General features: G+C 65.6%; 14 protein-coding genes. 8 read left to right on the top strand and 6 right to left on the bottom strand.

Going from position 1 to position 15882, the window contains the following annotated elements:
* Entirely contained in the window at positions 1–1155 is a 1155-nt protein-coding gene (locus GGR33_RS24655) for a transporter substrate-binding domain-containing protein (protein ID WP_183513372.1), read from the bottom strand.
* A gap of 305 nt (positions 1156–1460) precedes the next feature.
* Positions 1461–3959 (bottom strand): DNA ligase D, encoded by a 2499-nt coding sequence (ligD, locus tag GGR33_RS24650; protein ID WP_183513371.1) that lies wholly within the window; start codon positions 3957–3959, stop codon positions 1461–1463.
* A 207-nt stretch (positions 3960–4166) separates the two neighbouring features.
* On the opposite strand from ligD, the gene ku reads away from it, so the two are divergent.
* The gene (gene ku / locus GGR33_RS24645; protein WP_183513370.1) at positions 4167–5072 is read left to right on the top strand and encodes a non-homologous end joining protein Ku; all 906 of its coding nucleotides are present in this window, start codon (positions 4167–4169) and stop codon (positions 5070–5072) included.
* Between the two features lie 379 nt (positions 5073–5451).
* Here the strand turns inward: ku and GGR33_RS24640 are convergent, their stop codons facing one another.
* Positions 5452–7533, bottom strand: a complete 2082-nt coding sequence (locus tag GGR33_RS24640; protein ID WP_183513369.1) for a catalase — start codon at positions 7531–7533, stop codon at positions 5452–5454.
* Between the two features lie 178 nt (positions 7534–7711).
* Between GGR33_RS24640 and GGR33_RS24635 the strand changes: the two genes are divergently transcribed.
* The 4 genes from GGR33_RS24635 to GGR33_RS24620 are packed head-to-tail and all read left to right on the top strand — an operon-like array spanning position 7712 to position 11049.
* Positions 7712–8857, top strand: a complete 1146-nt coding sequence (locus GGR33_RS24635) for an acyl-CoA dehydrogenase family protein (protein ID WP_183513368.1) — start codon at positions 7712–7714, stop codon at positions 8855–8857.
* A gap of 4 nt (positions 8858–8861) precedes the next feature.
* Positions 8862–9599, top strand: coding sequence for a PIG-L deacetylase family protein (locus tag GGR33_RS24630; protein ID WP_183513367.1), 738 nt, complete (start codon positions 8862–8864; stop codon positions 9597–9599).
* Entirely contained in the window at positions 9596–10201 is a 606-nt protein-coding gene (locus tag GGR33_RS24625; protein ID WP_183513366.1) for an SAM-dependent methyltransferase, read from the top strand. The genes GGR33_RS24630 and GGR33_RS24625 overlap by 4 nt, the downstream gene beginning before the upstream one ends.
* A complete protein-coding gene (locus GGR33_RS24620; RefSeq protein WP_183513365.1) occupies positions 10198–11049 on the top strand; it encodes a glycosyltransferase family 2 protein in 852 nt (283 codons plus the stop codon). Before GGR33_RS24625 ends, GGR33_RS24620 begins: the two co-directional genes overlap by 4 nt.
* A 13-nt stretch (positions 11050–11062) precedes the next feature.
* Here the strand turns inward: GGR33_RS24620 and GGR33_RS24615 are convergent, their stop codons facing one another.
* The 3 genes from GGR33_RS24615 to GGR33_RS24605 are packed head-to-tail and all read right to left on the bottom strand — an operon-like array spanning position 11063 to position 14245.
* A complete protein-coding gene (locus tag GGR33_RS24615) occupies positions 11063–12127 on the bottom strand; it encodes a glycosyltransferase (protein ID WP_183513364.1) in 1065 nt (354 codons plus the stop codon).
* Entirely contained in the window at positions 12124–13209 is a 1086-nt protein-coding gene (locus GGR33_RS24610; protein WP_183513363.1) for a glycosyltransferase family 2 protein, read from the bottom strand. Before GGR33_RS24610 ends, GGR33_RS24615 begins: the two co-directional genes overlap by 4 nt.
* Positions 13210–13213: 4 nt before the next feature.
* Positions 13214–14245: a glycosyltransferase gene (locus GGR33_RS24605; protein WP_210302212.1), complete on the bottom strand. Its 1032-nt coding sequence runs from the start codon at positions 14243–14245 to the stop codon at positions 13214–13216.
* A gap of 243 nt (positions 14246–14488) precedes the next feature.
* Between GGR33_RS24605 and GGR33_RS24600 the strand changes: the two genes are divergently transcribed.
* The 3 genes from GGR33_RS24600 to GGR33_RS24590 all read left to right on the top strand — a co-directional run.
* The gene (locus GGR33_RS24600) at positions 14489–15037 is read left to right on the top strand and encodes a cytochrome b (protein ID WP_183513361.1); all 549 of its coding nucleotides are present in this window, start codon (positions 14489–14491) and stop codon (positions 15035–15037) included.
* A gap of 66 nt (positions 15038–15103) precedes the next feature.
* Positions 15104–15292, top strand: a complete 189-nt coding sequence (locus GGR33_RS24595; protein WP_183513360.1) for a ribosome modulation factor — start codon at positions 15104–15106, stop codon at positions 15290–15292.
* Positions 15293–15297: 5 nt separating this feature from the next.
* Positions 15298–15882, top strand: a 585-nt coding sequence (locus tag GGR33_RS24590) for an SDR family NAD(P)-dependent oxidoreductase (protein WP_183513359.1), incomplete at its 3' end; no start/stop codon positions are given.

Genomic DNA, 15882 nt, shown 5'->3' with positions numbered 1-15882 from the left:
TCAACGACGAATGCCTTCTTCGAGCCAGTTTGTTTCGAACCGCGACGAGGCCAGATAGGGATCGGGCCGCACCGGGCGTCGCGCCCGCCAGACGATGTCGAACTGCCCGTCTCTCCGAGCAATCCCGATGCCGGGCGTGAGCCAGGCGTGTCGGTTCTCGGCGTCGAAGCCCAGCTCGCCTTCCGGCGCATCGAAGCGCTGCCGCATCACGGACCGACCCAGCGGCTCGGCATCGAGCACGCCCGCGCGGGCGAGCGCGAGGCCGAAGAGATGGACCTGGGCGTAGGCCGTCTCCGACCACATGCTCGTGACCTGTTCCGGCCCAAACCGTTCCCGGAAGGCCGACACGAAACGCGCATTGTCGTCGCCGTCGAGCGCCTGGAAATAATGCGCGGCGAGGACGTGGCCGTCACATTTCTCCGGCCCGATCTTCCGGATCTGCCCTTCCGACATGGTGAGGCTGGCGATCGGCCGGCGGGACCGGTCGAAACCGGCCGCGGCGTAGCTGTCGTAGAGCCGCTCGGCCCCGCGGCCGACCACAGTGGAGAAGACCCCGTCCGGCGCGGCGCGTGCGATCTCCTCGATCAGCCGGTCGTGGGCATCCTGGTCGCCATCGAGCGGCGCATAGAGCTCGCCGACGATCACGCCACCCTTCGCCTCGATCAGGTCGCGCATCACACGATTGGATTCGCGTGGATAGATGTAGTCGGAGCCGACGATGAAGATCCGCGGCCCGTATTCCTGGATCAGGAAGTCGGCCAGGGCGAAGACGTTCTGGTTGAGCGTCGCAGCGGTGTAGACGACGTTCTCAGAATATTCGAACCCCTCGTAGATCGACGGATACCACAGGAGCGCGTTATGCCGCTCGATGATCGGCAGGACGGCCTTGCGGCTGGCGGATAGCGAGCATCCGAACACGACTTCGACGCCGTCTTCCGTGAGCAACCGTCGCGCGAGGACGCGGTAGGCGTCCGTCTCACCGCCCGGATCGTAGCAGACCGGTTCGATCTGCCGCCCGAGGATGCCACCGCTGCGGTTGATCTCCTCGATCGCGAGCGCGGTGCCGAGGAAGTGCTCGGTCTCCGTAACACCGCTGACGCCGCTGCGCGAGAACAGCACGCCGACGCGCCAAGTCTTGTTCGGCGTATCCTTCACCGATGCATCCTTCCACTCGAACGGCCATTCTAGAGGAGCGCGCCCGGACGGCTACCGATGGCCGAGCACCGAAAGCCTCCCCAGCCGAACTTTTCGCAATTCGGGACTCGTTGCCTATCACGGCATAAAGTACGGCGTGATCGGCAAGGAGCAGAGCGCCGCCTTGAGGAACGCCCCCCGCGCAGCGTCTGCCTCAACGCCCTCTGCAAATCTGTTTCAACGGACAATGTCCGCTATCCAAACCAGAGGCCTTGAAACCGGTAGTTCCGCTTTCGGCCAATTGCCGGCTCGACTTCGGTTATCGACTATTTCAACGGCTTCGCCGCATTTGCGAGGGTCGCCCAGGGATCACGCTTGATGACGTTGAGCCGGCTCGACAGATTTTCGACCGTGAAGCGGCTGCCCGAGCCGAGGGACGGCAACTCGTCCCAGCCTACCGGCACCGAGACCGGCGCAACCGGCCGGGCGCGCGTCGAAAAGACCGAGACCGCTGTCGCGCCGCGCTGGTTGCGCAGGTAATCGACGAAGATGCGGCCCTCCCGGGCGCGCTTGGAGACGGTCGCGACGAAGCTGTCCGGATCGTCCTTGGCCAGCTCGGTAGCGATGCGCTTGGAAAACGTCTTGGCCTCGTCCCAGCCGGCCTTCTGCGCCAGCGGCACCACGACGTGTAGCCCCTTGCCACCGGTAGTCTTCACGAAGGCGGCGTGACCGAGCCCATCGAGCCGCTCGCGGACGGTCTCGGCGCCAGCGACGAGATCGGCCCAGCCGACGCCCTCGCCGGGATCGAGGTCGAAGACCAGGCGGTCCGGTCTATCGGGATCGTCCAGCGTCGCGCCCCAAGGATGGATCTCCAGCACGCTCGACTGAACCAGCGCGAGCAGGCCGTCGCGGTCGTGCACCACGACGACGCTGTCGTCACCGGCCTTGGCAACATGCAGGTGGTCCGCATCCATGCCGGCCCAGCCGTGCTTCTGGTAGAAGCAGGAGCCGAGGCCGTCCGGGCACCGCACCAGCGACAGCGGCCGATCGACGATGTGCGGCAGGATGTGGTCGGCGATCTCGGCGTAGAACTCGAACAGGCCCTGCTTGGTCAGGCCGACATCGTCCCACAGCACCCGGTCGGGATGCGTCAGCCGCACCTCGCTCAGGGGGGCGGCCTTGGTTTTTCTGGCCGAACCCTTGGACGTCCGGGCACGCTTAGGCTCGGTCATGCGGACGACCTCTTCCGCTGTCGCATCGGGGCGCAGGGTCTTGAAGGAGGCATGGCGAAGCTGGCCGTCGCTGGTCCAGGCTCGCAGGGTCACCTCGCAGACCAGCTTGGGCTCGACCCATTTGGCGTGTCGCCTGGCCAGCGGCGGCAGCGGGTCCGAGAAGGGCGGCGCATCGATCCGCAACGGATCGAGCGCGTTCCAGAGGTCCCGCGCCACCGTATTCGTGAAGCCGGTGCCGACGCGCCCGACATGGACGAACTTTTCTCCCTCGTGGATCCCGAGGATCAGAGAGCCGACCGCGCGCGGCGCCGAGGTCGAGGGCATATAGCCGCCGATTACGAATTCCTGCGACGAGGTGCATTTCACCTTGCGCCAGTGATCGCTGCGGCCGGAGCGGTACGGCGCGCTCGCCCGCTTGGCGATGATCCCCTCCAGCCCGAGCTGGCAGGCATGCCGCGCCATGGCCGGGCCGTCCTTGGTGAGGTGCTCGCTGAAGCGGATGCGGCTGTCTGGGCCGACATCGTCGAGCGCCTGCTGCAGCAGATCCTTGCGCTCGACGAGCGGCAGGTCGCGCAGATCCCGGCCGTCGAGGTAGAGTAGGTCGAAGGCATAAAAAATCGCCGAGTCGATCTCGCCGGTCATCAGGGCATTCTGGAGGGCCGAAAAGCTCGACACGCCGCTGGCGGTCTCGATGACAATCTCGCCGTCGATCAGGGCGGAGGGCAGCTTCAGCGCCTTTAGGGCCTGGGCGACCGGCTTGAACTTCGCGGTCCAATCGAGCCCGGAGCGGGTCAGCAGCCGCACCTTGCCTCCATCGATGCGCGCCTGGATGCGGTAGCCGTCATGCTTGATCTCGAAGAGCCAATCCGGGCCACTCGGCGCCGCCGGGGCGAGGCTCGCGAGCGCCGGCTCGACGAAGGGTGGAAGGATACCCTTCTTCCCCGCAGAAGATTTCGCCGCCGGCGCCTTGGCTGACTTGGCAACACGTGCGCGGCTCTTGTGGTCCGCCCTCAGCGCGCCGCTCGCTGCCAGTTCGGCATTGGTGCGGCCCGACTGCACGGAAATCTCCTGCTCTTCGAGGATGTCGCCGTCGCCCTTGGCGCGGGCGTACTCGTCCTCGACCTTCATCAACAGCCAGGGCCGCTTCTTGTCGCCGCCGCGGCCTTTCATCCGCACGAGATGCCAGCATCCCTTGAGGCGCTCGCCGTCGAGGGCGAATTCCAGGTGCCCCTTCGCGAGGGCCGCCGCGACGTCGCCGACCGGCATCCAGGTGCCGGTGTCCCAGACGATCATGCTACCCCCGCCATACTGGCCCTTGGGGATCGTCCCTTCCCAGCGCAGGTATTCGATCGGGTGGTCCTCGGTCTCGACGGCGAGGCGCTTGTCGGAGGGCACCAAGCTCGGTCCCCGCGTCACCGCCCAGCTCTTGAGAACGCCGTCGACCTCCAGCCTCAGGTCGTAGTGGAGGCGCCTTGCGTCGTGCTTATGCACCACGAACCGGCCCTTGCGGGCGCGACGGCGGCCCCGGCCGCTCGGCTCGGACGAGAGCGTGAAATCACGTTTGGCGCGGTAGGGTTCGAGGAGCTTGTCCATCCCAGCAGAGCAACTGCAGACCGCCCCGCGCCGTTCCAACCAACGGCCGCCGAGACGCATATCGACCAAGTCGATCCCAAGTTATCCACAGGATCAAGTCCTACGGAACGAGTCGAGAGAGACTCCTGTTGAGTCGCGGAATCGCCCGGAGATTCAAGACGATCGCCGCGGCCTAGATCTAGACTTACGGATAGACTGGAGAGAGCCGTGGCTGCCCGCGCCAACTGGAAAGGTCATCTTCGCCTCTCCCTGGTTTCCTGCTCCGTCGGACTGTATCCGGCCGTGAGCACCTCGTCTCATCTCAAGTGCCACACCATTAATCGCGAGACGGGCAACCGCATCAAGCAGCTAATCGTGGACTCGGTGACCGAGGAGCCGGTCGACCGGGAGGACCAGATCAAGGGCTGCGAGGTCGCCAAGGACGAGCTGGTGCCGATCGAGGGCGACGAGCTCGACGAGATCGCGCTCGAGAGCACGCACACTATCAACATCGAGGCGTTCTGCCGTCGTAGCGAGGTCGACGAGCGCTATCTCGACCGGCCATATTACCTCGCCGCCGAGGACAAGGTCTCGCGAGAGGCCTTCGCGGTCATCCGCGACGCGATGAAGAAGAAGAGCATGGCCGGCCTCGGCCGCGTGGTGCTCTACAAGCGCGAGCGGGTCGTCCTGCTCGAACCGTACGGCAAAGGCTTGCTCGCCACCCTGCTGCGCTACCATGACGAGATCCGCTCTCCGACGGCCTATTTCGAGGACATGCCGGACGGCAAGCCGACCGACGAGATGCGATCGCTCGCCGAGGAGCTGATCGACCGCGCCGCCCGCAAGTTCGACCCCAAGACCTTCGAGGACCGCTACGAAGGCGCGCTGGTCGCGCTGGTGAATGGCAAGGCCGCCAAGCCCGCCAAGGGTAGCAAGGGCGCAAAAGCCTCGGGCGCCAAGGCCTCCGGCAACGTCGTGAACTTGATGGAGGCCCTAAAGCGCAGCATCGCCTCCGAGAAGTCGGAGACGCCGAAATCCGAGAGCCGGAAAGCCACCGGCAAGGGCACGGCCCGCTCCTCCGGCGGCAGCACCGCCCGCAAGACCGCCGCGCGCAAGACCAAGAAGGCCGCGTGATGCTTGCTCGACGTCCTCGGCAAATCGCGATGGTGGTCGCCAATTCCGACGTGGAGCGAGCGAGCGCTTGCAACAAGCTCATCGCGAGCGGCTACGATCCACTCGGCTTCTCGGACTGCGCGAATGCCTCCGCTTGGCTTGAAGAAGAAACGCCGGTCTTAGCTGTCGTGTCAGACGATCTCGGAGCCGACTGCGCTGAGCTGACGTCTACGTTGGAAGAACGCGGATTGAAGATGCGACCCTTCAGCGGCTGCGGCCTCCGTGACGTCCACCACCTTAGAAATCTCGCCCGATCATGATGCTGCCGCCGGCAAAGACGGCAAGGCCTTGGGGCGAACGACCCTCTCCTCAAGAAGCCGTTCGCCCCGATGTTTCGAGTTTAGGCGAGCGTCCGGACCTTTGGCTCGCGGTCCCAATAACGCTTCGTCGCAGCCTTCACGAAAGCGCCGAGTTCGACCACACCATCGTCCGGCTCGACGCCGGCCTTGTCGAGAAGCGCCTGGGCTCCCGGATTGTGACCGATGGCCTTGAGATGGCCGAACGCGTCCATGACCCACTGTACGGCCGCGCCTTCCTTAACCAGCTTCGCACATGCCTCTTCCGCGAGGAGAACGGCGCAGGCATCGACGGTCACTGAAGGCTGACCGAACAACTGCGCATCGGCCTTGAGCTTCGTGCCATCCGATAGCGGGACTGCGCCGACCTTCGGCGCGATCGTGATCGAACGACCGCCGGCCTTTTTGACGGCATCCCTGAGCTTCTGCAGGTCTCCCGCATCACTGCCGTCCGCCAGAAGGATCCCGACCGTACGGCCTTCCAAGGTATGTTTCTCCAAAGGGCCACGAACGACCCGCAACGCCGGCGAGGGCTCCATGTCGATCACAGGCGCGCTGGTCGGCGACGCATCGGGCAGATCCATCGCCAAGCCGTCGGCGACCCTCTTGGCGAGGGCTTCATCGACGTTGCGCAGATTGGCCATCGTCGCGAGGCGAACATGCTCCAGAGAAACCTTGCTCAACTCGAACACGAACGCCGATGCGATGTGCGCCTGCTCGGCCGGATCCATCGACCGCCAGAATAGTCTCGCCTGGCTGTAGTGGTCCGCAAAGCTTTCCGGGCGAATGCGCAGCTTCTGCCCCTGTTCTTCGGATGGAAACGTCTTGAACCCGTTCTCTGGATCCTCCCGCGGGCCGCCGATCTCGCCGGCGAGATGCAGGCTGTTCGGTTCATAGTTGGCGCGCCCCTTAGGCAACTGCATCTGCATGTGCCCGTCGCGCTGCATGTTCAGATATGGGCAGCCACCCTCTCGCCCCTTGGCCTGGTTGATGGGAAGCTGGTGCCAGTTCGTGGTGCCGAGCCGCTTGATCTGCGTGTCCTGGTAGGAGAACAGCCTTCCCTGCAGGAGCGGATCGTTCGAGTGGTCGATCCCCGGCACGATGTGGCTCGGGCAGAACGCAACCTGCTCGGTTTCGGCGAAGAAGTTGTCAGGGTATCGATCGAGAACGAGCTTCCCGACAATCCGGACCGGAAGCACCTCCTCCGGGATGATTTTCGTCGCGTCGAGCACGTCGTAGGGCTGGCTGTTGGCGAACTCTTCGTCGAAGAGCTGCACGCCGAGTTCCCACTCGGGAAAGTCGCCGCGTCCGATCCGCTCGAACAGGTCGCGCCGCTGGAAGTCAGGATCCGCGCCCGCGACCTTCACGGTCTCGTCCCAGATGGTCGACGCCAGGCCGGCCTTCGGCTTCCAGTGGAACTTGACGAAGGTGGATTTGCCCTCGCCGTTCACGAAGCGGAATGTGTGGATCCCGAACCCCTCCATCGTCGCGAAGCTGCGCGGCAAAGTGCGGTCAGACATGATCCACATGGCCATGTGGGTCGTCTCGGGCATCAGGCTGATGAAGTCCCAGAAGGTGTCGTGCGCTGTCGCGGCCTGCGGATAGCCGCGATCGGCTTCCATCTTCGCCGCATGGATCAAGTCGGGGAACTTGATCGCGTCCTGGATGAAGAAGATCGGAATGTTGTTGCCGACGAGATCCCAGTTGCCCTCCCGGGTGTAGAACTTGACCGCGAACCCGCGCACGTCGCGCGGATTGTCGACGGATCCCGCACCGCCGGCAACGGTCGAGAACCGGACGAAGACATCGGTCCGCTGACCCTTCTTCTGGAAGAGATCCGCCCGTGTGATGTCGGACAGCGACTGGGTGCACTCGAAGTAGCCGTGGGCGCCAGTGCCGCGGGCGTGCACGATGCGTTCCGGGATGCGCTCGTGGTCGAAGTGGTTGATCTTCTCGCGATAGACCTCGTCCTCGAGCAGGACAGGACCGCGTTGGCCCGCCTTGAGCTGGTTCTGGTTGTCGCTGACCGGAACGCCGTGGTTGGTCGTCAGGACCGGGTGGTCGGCATCGGTCCTTTGATGCGTCTCGCCACCATGGCCGGTGATGCGGTCGGTGCTGTCGCTCATGGGTGTCCTCGCTGGCTTCGATCCGCAAACCTTCCGACGGCCAGCTAGTTTCGGATTGGACGAGTTTTAGTCTGACAGGCCGCCGCAGGGGGGCTCTGAGCGGAACAATACATGGCTCGCGCCGCGTTCTCCCGCGAAGCCGAGCTGCCTCGGCCGGCAGGGAGATCCATTTCCGACGATGCTTGCTTTCCCGGACCCGGTGCCGACGACGGCGTCATCCCTCCTCGCCAACACCGAGGTCGTCGTCGCCGCTGCGGCGACGCTCGACGAAGGTCTCGATTGCCACGACGCCTTCCCCACGAAGGCGTTCGAGCACTTCCGCGAGCGCGGGCTCCTGACGGCTCCGCTACCCGTGGAGCTCGGTGGATCCGACCTCTGCGAGGCGAGCGAGACCGCAGCTTTGCGCGACGTGCTCTACCTCGTCGGACGCAGCAGCCTCGTCCTGGGACGGCTCTACGAGGGCCATGTGAATGCGCTGGCCCTCGCGCTGCGATACGGAAACGCGGAAACGCGAAGACAGGTGTCTGCCGACGCGAAGGCTGGGCACCTCTTTGGCGTCTGGAACACCGAGCCTGCTACAGGCGGCCTGTCGATGACACGGCATGGCGGAGTCCTGGAACTCGCCGACTCCAAATGCTTCGCCTCGGGCGCGGGTCATGTCACCCGACCGCTGGTAACGGCGCGTATCGAGGACGGGCGGCGCCTGATGTTGATCGTGCCGCTCGAACCGGGCGTACGCGCCGAGACGAAATCTTGGCGGGCCCAAGGGATGCGGGCCACCGCAACCGGCACCGTGGATTTCTCCGGGTTACAGCTCGATGTCGGGGCGGTGGTCGGCGAGCCCGACGACTACCTGCGCCAGCCGTTCTTCTCATGCGGCGCCTGGCGCTTTCTCGCCGTGCAGTGCGGTGGGATCGCAGCCGTGTTCGAGGCGCTTCGCACCCATCTCGTGAACACAGGCCGCGGCGGCGATCCCCACCAGCGCGCGCGGCTCGGCGAGGCGGCGACGCGAGTCGAGACAGCACGGCTTTTCGTCGCGCGGGCGGCGGAAACTGCCGCAGTGGCGGAGGCCGATCCGGAGGCCGCCATCGCCTACGTCAACCTCGCGCGAGGCGCCGTCGAGCGGTGCGGGCTAGACGTGATCGAGCTGGCTCAGCGCTCCGTCGGTCTGTCGGGCTTCCTCGAGACACATCCGCTGGAACAACGCATTCGCGATCTCGCCACCTATCTGCGTCAGCCGGCGCCCGACCACGCCTTGGCCTCCGCGGCCGGCTACGTCCTCGATGCGCCGAGAGCCTTCCACGCACTCTGGCAGAAACTCTGAGGGCATGCGCGCCGACGCCTTCTTCGCAGCCCTGGATCAATTACCCGTCGCTTCGCTCGATGCGATCGTCGGCACCGGCGGCCTCGTCGTCGTCGCGCCGCATCCCGACGATGAGAGTCTCGGATGCGGTGGCTTGATCGCGCTGGCCTCGGCGGCCAACCGGCCCGTGCGGCTGGTGGTGTTGAGCGACGGCTGCAGCTCTCACACACATTCCCTCCTTTATCCGCCGGAACGCCTTCGGGCTCTGCGCGAGGTCGAGACCCTGACGGCGGTAGCCGAACTGGGCCTTCCCTCCGATACCGTGCGGTTCTTGCGCCTGCCCGACGCCAGGGTACCGAGCAAAGGCCCGCAAGCCGAAGCTGCCGCTGAATCGATCGTCGAGGCGGCTCACACCTGTGCAGCCGGCGCGGTCTGCGTGACCTGGGGCCACGATCCCCATTGCGACCACCAGGCGGCCGCCGCGATTGTCGCCTTGGCCCGCCCCCGGCTCGTCGGCGCGCGTATCTTCGCCTATCCGGTCTGGGGTCATACCCTGCCGGCGGAGGCCGATGTCGGCACCGCACCCAGTGGCGTGCGCCTCGACGTGACTGGAGCGATCGCGGCGAAGCGGCAGGCCGTAGCGAGACATGCCTCACAGACCACGGCGCTCATCGCTGACGATCCCGAAGGCTTCCGACTGGAGCCCGCGATGATCGACCGACTCTGCGGTTGCTACGAACCCTTCATCGAGATGTCTGCATGAGCCGACACTCGACTTCGCTCTCTCCCGAGTACTTCTCTGGGGTCTATGCCGACGATCCCGACCCGTGGCGTTTCGCCACGAGCGACTACGAGCGCGAGAAGTACGCGACAACGCTCGCAAGCCTGCCGCGTGACCGGTACGCATCCGTGCTGGAGGTCGGCTGCTCGATCGGCGTCCTGACGCGACAGCTGGCAGGTCGATGCCAGCAGCTCACGGCGCTCGACGTCGTGCCGGCCGTGCTAGCGAGCGCCAAGTCGCGATGTGCCGCCCTCGATCACGTCCGCTTCCAGATCGCCAGCGTGCCGGGCGAGTGGCCGGACGGCCACTTCGATCTCATCCTGCTGTCGGAGGTGATCTACTACCTCGACTGTGCCGATCTCGCCCGGTTGGTCGAGCGCGTCGAGGGTTCGCTTCTCCCGGGCGGTGATGTCGTGCTGGTCCATTATCTCGGCGAGACCGACTACCCGCTCTCGGGAGACGAAGCAGCCGACGGCTTTATCGAGAGAGCTTCCGCCTTCGCCAAGCTCGAAGACCAATCGCGTCAGGACGGGTACCGCCTCGATGTGCTTCGAAGGATCGGCTTTGAAGCGACAAGCTCATGAGTGCCGTCAGCGTCGTCACCATCAACAAAGGGCGCCGTGCGCACCTTCTTAGGCTTCTGGAAGGACTCTCGCGGGGTCCTGCGCCGACGGAGTGCATCGTAGTCGAGATGGGCAACGATACACGTCCCGTGCCCACCACCGGCTTTCCCGTGCTCCGGATCGACCTTCCGAGCGAAGGACTGCCACTTGCAGCCGCACGCAACGCGGGACGCGCCGGTGCTTCGGGCGACACGCTCGTCTTCCTCGATGTCGACTGCATCCCCTCGGCCAATCTTGTTGCTGGCTTCGATGAAGCAGTGACCGAGAATGACGGTCTCGTCTGCTGCGAGGTCCGCTACCTGCCGGCGGATGCGGTCGCCGACGACTGGGCGGCGGAACGCCTCGACCAGGTCGGTCATGCACATCCGGTGCGTCGGTTTCCGAAGCGCGGCGTCGTGCCGGCAGAGAAACCCGGCCTGTTCTGGTCGCTCGCCTTTGCCGTGCGCTCCGCGACCTTCGATCGTCTCGGTGGCTTCGACGAGGGGTTCGACGGCTACGGGGCCGAGGATACCGACTTCGCCTTCAGAGCGGCGGCCAGCGGCGTCTCAGTGCTTTTCGCTGGAGGCCCGCACGCGTGGCACCAGCACCATCCGTCCTGCGATCCGCCGCTCCAGCATTTCTCGGACATCGTCCGCAGTGCTCTCCGCTTCCAAGCACGTCACAAGATCTGGCCGATGGAGGGCTGGCTCGAAGCATTCGCCGAACGCGGCCTGATCGCCTGGGACCGAGAGGACATCCTCGAGGTTCTGCGCTCACCGACCCCAAACGAGATTGCGGCGGCCCGATTGCACCCAGATCGGCCTTTCTAAAGCGCGCTCCGTCTTAAGTGCGGGGGCGGCCCCGATCCTCGATCTCACGAGCGATCCTCTCGATCTCCGCGACGGTCCGTACCAACGAATCCGCATCGGCCAGACTGGCGATCCGCGACGCATCCAGGGCCATCGCCTGGCGGATGAGCTCCGGCCACGCCGCGGCATTCGGCCAGCCGTGATTAACGATCGCCGCTCCGAGGCTCGCCAGCGCGTCGGCCTTGGAGGCCTGTTCGCCGTACGGGCGAGGCTCAGGCAGACAGACGAACCGCTTGGACGCTGCGACGACGGCCGCGACGACGCCGTCGCCGGCTCCTCCCACGACAAACGAGGCCTGCGACAGATTCGCGTCGACGTCCTCGACCCAGCCATGAAGATGCAGATTTGCCGGCACCGGGGTACCGTCAGCTAAGCCCACAACAGGCCCCAGGACATGCCACGCCCGATCGGGAACGGCCCGCGAAGCATCGGCGAGATCCGCGATGCAGCCACCGCGGCCGCCCTGTCCGAACACGACGACGATGCGGCCATCTTCCGCGCCCTTCGTGACCGGAGACGACCCGAGAAAGCCCGAGAAGAAGGACTTGGCGCTGACCCATTCCGGCACGTCGGCGGCATCGAGGGCGGCGGGATAGGGTACGATCAGACGGGTCGCAGCCCGAAATGCCTCGAGATGAGGTGGATCGGTCCGCGTACCGGCAAGGCGCAGAACCACGGTTGGCACGGACAGGAGACGACACAGCAGGGCGACCTCGACCGAGACATCGACGATCACCAGAACCGGGTCGGCCTTTGCGATCCAGGCCGCGATCCTCGCCATACGCTCTCGTATGCCGGGATGGCCGAGCGGCGCGTAGTGGAGAGCCTCCGGACGTTCGGCCTCTCCGTCATCCCCATCGAAGCCGACGATACGATCGTCCGGCAGATCAACGAGTGGAACGCGCGCCTCCATCGTATCCAGTTCGTTGAAGGTACCGAGCAGCGTTACGGGCCTGTCCAGGGCGGTCGCGATTCGACAGGCGCGCTGCCAATGCCCGGCTCCCTGGTGATGGACGTAGATGCCGATCGGACGGGTCACGGCGCCGCCCCGAGCAGCCTGCTAAAGCCGGCCAGCGCCGCATCAAGATCCTGAAGCAGCGGCTTGGCGGCGCGTGCTTCAAGCCGCCGGCTGACGCGCTCGACGAAGGCAATGGCATTCGTGCAAGAGGCGGGAGAGATGGCGGCGTGGTCCTCGTCGCTCAGTTCGAACTGCCGGGCGACCTCCGACCATCCGGACGCAGTCGTAGCCGCTGGCCAGCATCGCCGGAGGGCAGCGCGGCGCAGAACGAGCCCGTGCCAATGTTCTGCGGTGGGGAGCAGATAGGGATCGCCACCGCTCGCCACGAGGCGACGTCGGGCCATCTCCGGTGCCATGCCGCCCTTGGCGCGGCCCTCTGCTCGGTCCGACACCCTAACGAAGACGTCCGGACAATGCCGCAACCGGCCGCCTCGCTCCTGCACGCGAGCAACCAGCGCGTTGTCCTCGCCTCGGTCGAGGGGCGGCAGGCCCCCGACGGCCCGATAGAAATCGGCCCGCATGGCGAGGCTCGCTCCGGTATGATCGCCATGGCGCGGCGCAGGGTCGTACGCCGGCGGATCTAGCTGGTCTTCGAGAGCACGCACCGCCCGCCAGTAGCGCTCGATCCGGTCGTTCAGGCCAGCGACAGTCGGGTGCGGCTCGCGTTCGTAGGCAATGACCAGGCGGCCGCCAACGATCTCGGCCTCGGCCAGCGCGCTCAGGTTGGCAGCGACCCAGGTCGGAGGCAGCCACGCGTCGGCGTCCGACGTAAGCAGAACACCGTCTGCACATCCGTCCGCAACGAGCCAATCCGCGCCGGTGTCGAGGGCGAGGCGGCGTGCGGTGCCGACATGGGCTGACACTGGAGCGAAGGTGGTCTCGATCAAGCGCACCGCGAGGCAGGCCGTCTCGTCGCGGGCGATCATCGTCTCGACGGCCTGGACCGTTCCATCGCTGCAATTGTTGGCCACAACCACGACGCGGAGACGATTCGCCTTCGAATATCCGTCCTGTGCTGCGAGCGACCGGATCAAGCGGGGCAGCCGCTCAACTTCGTCCCGAGCCGGCACGCACACCACCGCCGGGCCGCCGGAACTGGCCATTCGCTCAGACCGCGGCCGCGTCGAGCGCTTGGCCGGGCTCTGCGGCGACTCTGCTCGGGGTGGCAAAAATCGTGCGGTACAGGGCCTCGTAAGTGTCGATCATGGTCCCGGCATCGAACATCGCCTCACCGTAGGACCGGCAGGAGTATCGGTCGAGCCGACAAGCCTCGCGGATGGCGCGAGCGAGATCCTCGACGTCATCTGCACGTGCACAGCGTCCGCAGGAGGGCGTCACGAGATCTGGCAGAGCGCCTCGGGCAAAGGCTGCCACTGGCGTGCCACAAGCGACCGCCTCGGCAACGACGAGGCCGAACGGCTCCTCCCAGCGCGGCGTCACCAGTGCGACGCAGGCCCGACCGAGGTGATGAGCCAGATCGGCATGCGGTAGATGACCAAGGTCGGTCAGGTCTGAGCCGACGCGGGGCGCGATCTCCGCGTTCCAGTAACAGACGTCATTGCGCGGACCGGCGAAGACCAAGGGAAGCCCCGCGAGACGGGCGGCGTCGATCGCCAAATGCAGGCCCTTTTCCGGCACGATCCGACCGCTCCAGAAGGCATAAGACGGCCGAGCAGCGTCCGCTTCGAAGCGAAAAGTCGAGAGGTCGATGCCGTTTCCGACGATGTGGGCAGCGGACACATGCAGTTGCCAATCCTGCGCGAGCGTCATTGAGACGACGGCATAGGTCATGTCCGTGCCCGCCGCCTCGACGCCCGCCACAAGCGACGGGAACGGCGGTGTGTGGAGCACCGTGAGCATGGGCGCCCGGAGGTTCCGGACGGCGCGGAGCGGGAGGTCGTGCAGACTGTTGTTGTGCACGAGATCGAAGTCGCCCTCAGCTACGGCTTCAAGAATGTTCGAGTAGGCAGCGAATTCGATGGCGTCGACTTCGAGCGCGCGGACGGGATCGTTGAAGGCTTCACCAGTCGCGGCGCAAACGGTTCGAGGTTCGAGCGCGGGGTCGGACCCCTGCGAGGCGAACAGAACCACATCGTGGCCACGTTCTCGGAGACCTCGTGCCAGCAGATGCGTCTGCATCTCCAGGCCGCCAGCGAAGGGCTGCGCGATCGGGTGCTTGAGATGAGCGAGAAGTGCGATCTTCACTAAGGGCCTTCAACGATGCGAGGGCCTGGGACGGTCGCAACTACCGCGTTTCACGTCGCAAACCTATGTTCTCAAACTCTGTTCGACACGCGCGAGAACCGCGCCCGATGGCGCGGGTTCCTCACCGCGTGTGGACGCTCGATCGCTGTAGTCGACCTGCGGAGCAACCGACACAGCATGAGTGAGAAGATGGGATCGGGTTGGCTCGACACTCCGCAGCGCTACGGTCGCATCAGCCGCGGTTTCCACTGGTGCATGGCGGCGTTCTTCGGCTGGCAGTTCGCAGGCGCGGTGCTGTTCGTCAGCATCGGCGACAAGGCGATCACGCGCCTCGTCGGGGGAAGCCACTCTACGATGGGCTTCGTGCTGTTCGTTCTGGTCCTGCTCCGTGGAGTCTGGGGCTTGATGAACCTGAAAAGGAGGCCGGCGCATGCCGGACGCCTTGGCCGCGCAGCTGTCACTGGTCACTTCCTTCTCTATGCTCTGATGGTCGTCGTGCCCTCTCTGGCACTGTTGAGGCAGTACGGATCGGGGAAGGGATTCTCGCCGTTCGGCGTCGAACTGATGGCGACCCGAGGCTACAAGATCGAGTGGATGATGGTGCCGGGCGACCTCCTGCACTACTGGCTCGGCTTCCTCCTCCTCGGGAGCATTCTTGGCCACGTGACCATGGCGTTCGTTAACCGCCGCGCGAAGCGCGACGACGTCCTCGAACGAATGATCTGAACGGGCCCGTCCGGGTTCGGGTTCTCTGTCCGGAGCAGCATCGGCCGGAAGGATGAGGAGCGCGGAATGGCGAACGACCTGGATCCTAAGCGGCGGCACGAATTGGCTGTGGAAGGTGCGAACGTGCGGGCATCGGGTCGACCGAAGGACGCCTGCCCATATCCGTTGGAGTCGCTTGAGCGGATAGCCTGGGTGGAAGGGTTCGACGGAGAACCGATCGACCAGGGTCCGGACCTCCCGATCGACCAGACCTGATTTTCATGACGAACGCGGTCGTTATTGGCGCGTCCGGCGGGATCGGTTGCGCCGTTGCCCGAGCCATCGCAGACGCAGACGCCTATGAAACGGTCTTCGCGTTGTCGCGCTCGGGCGTGTGCGCGCCCTTACCGATACGCTCCGCGACCATCGACATCACCGACGAAGCATCCGTCGCCGCTGCTGCCCAGGCCATCGAGGCTGCGGGTCCCATAGGACTCATCGTCGTCGCGAGCGGGATCCTCCACGGGCCGGGTATCAAGCCCGAGAAGGCGATCCGCGCGCTGGACCCGGCTGCGATGGCCGCCGTCTTCACGGTCAACACCATCGGACCGGCGCTCGTGGCCAAGCACTTCCTGCCACTGATGCCTCGATCCGGTCGAAGTCTCTTCGCCGCCTTGTCGGCGCGGGTCGGCTCCATCGAAGACAACCGACTGGGTGGCTGGTACGCGTATCGGGCGTCTAAGGCGGCCCTGAACCAGATCCTCCGCACATTGGCCATCGAGACCGCGCGAACGCATCCGGACGCGATCATCGTCGGGCTTCATCCAGGAACGGTCAGGACTGCGCTATCGCATCCCTTCCGACCG

This window comes from Methylobacterium brachythecii (genome assembly GCF_014196345.1).
Classification (GTDB): Bacteria; Pseudomonadota; Alphaproteobacteria; order Rhizobiales; family Beijerinckiaceae; genus Methylobacterium; species Methylobacterium brachythecii.
This window is presented reverse-complemented; position numbering and strand designations above follow the sequence as displayed.

What these genes read in the sequence shown, in the direction of transcription:
- ligD (WP_183513371.1), bottom strand. Translation starts at nt 3,959, where the DNA reads ATGGACAAGCTCCTCGAACCCTACCGCGCCAAACGTGATTTCACGCTC.
- GGR33_RS24640 (WP_183513369.1), bottom strand. Translation starts at nt 7,533, where the DNA reads ATGAGCGACAGCACCGACCGCATCACCGGCCATGGTGGCGAGACGCAT.
- GGR33_RS24635 (WP_183513368.1), top strand. Translation starts at nt 7,712, where the DNA reads ATGCTTGCTTTCCCGGACCCGGTGCCGACGACGGCGTCATCCCTCCTC.
- GGR33_RS24630 (WP_183513367.1), top strand. Translation starts at nt 8,862, where the DNA reads ATGCGCGCCGACGCCTTCTTCGCAGCCCTGGATCAATTACCCGTCGCT.
- GGR33_RS24625 (WP_183513366.1), top strand. Translation starts at nt 9,596, where the DNA reads ATGAGCCGACACTCGACTTCGCTCTCTCCCGAGTACTTCTCTGGGGTC.
- GGR33_RS24620 (WP_183513365.1), top strand. Translation starts at nt 10,198, where the DNA reads ATGAGTGCCGTCAGCGTCGTCACCATCAACAAAGGGCGCCGTGCGCAC.
- GGR33_RS24610 (WP_183513363.1), bottom strand. Translation starts at nt 13,209, where the DNA reads ATGGCCAGTTCCGGCGGCCCGGCGGTGGTGTGCGTGCCGGCTCGGGAC.
- GGR33_RS24605 (WP_210302212.1), bottom strand. Translation starts at nt 14,245, where the DNA reads ATGCAGACGCATCTGCTGGCACGAGGTCTCCGAGAACGTGGCCACGAT.
- GGR33_RS24600 (WP_183513361.1), top strand. Translation starts at nt 14,489, where the DNA reads ATGAGTGAGAAGATGGGATCGGGTTGGCTCGACACTCCGCAGCGCTAC.
- GGR33_RS24595 (WP_183513360.1), top strand. Translation starts at nt 15,104, where the DNA reads ATGGCGAACGACCTGGATCCTAAGCGGCGGCACGAATTGGCTGTGGAA.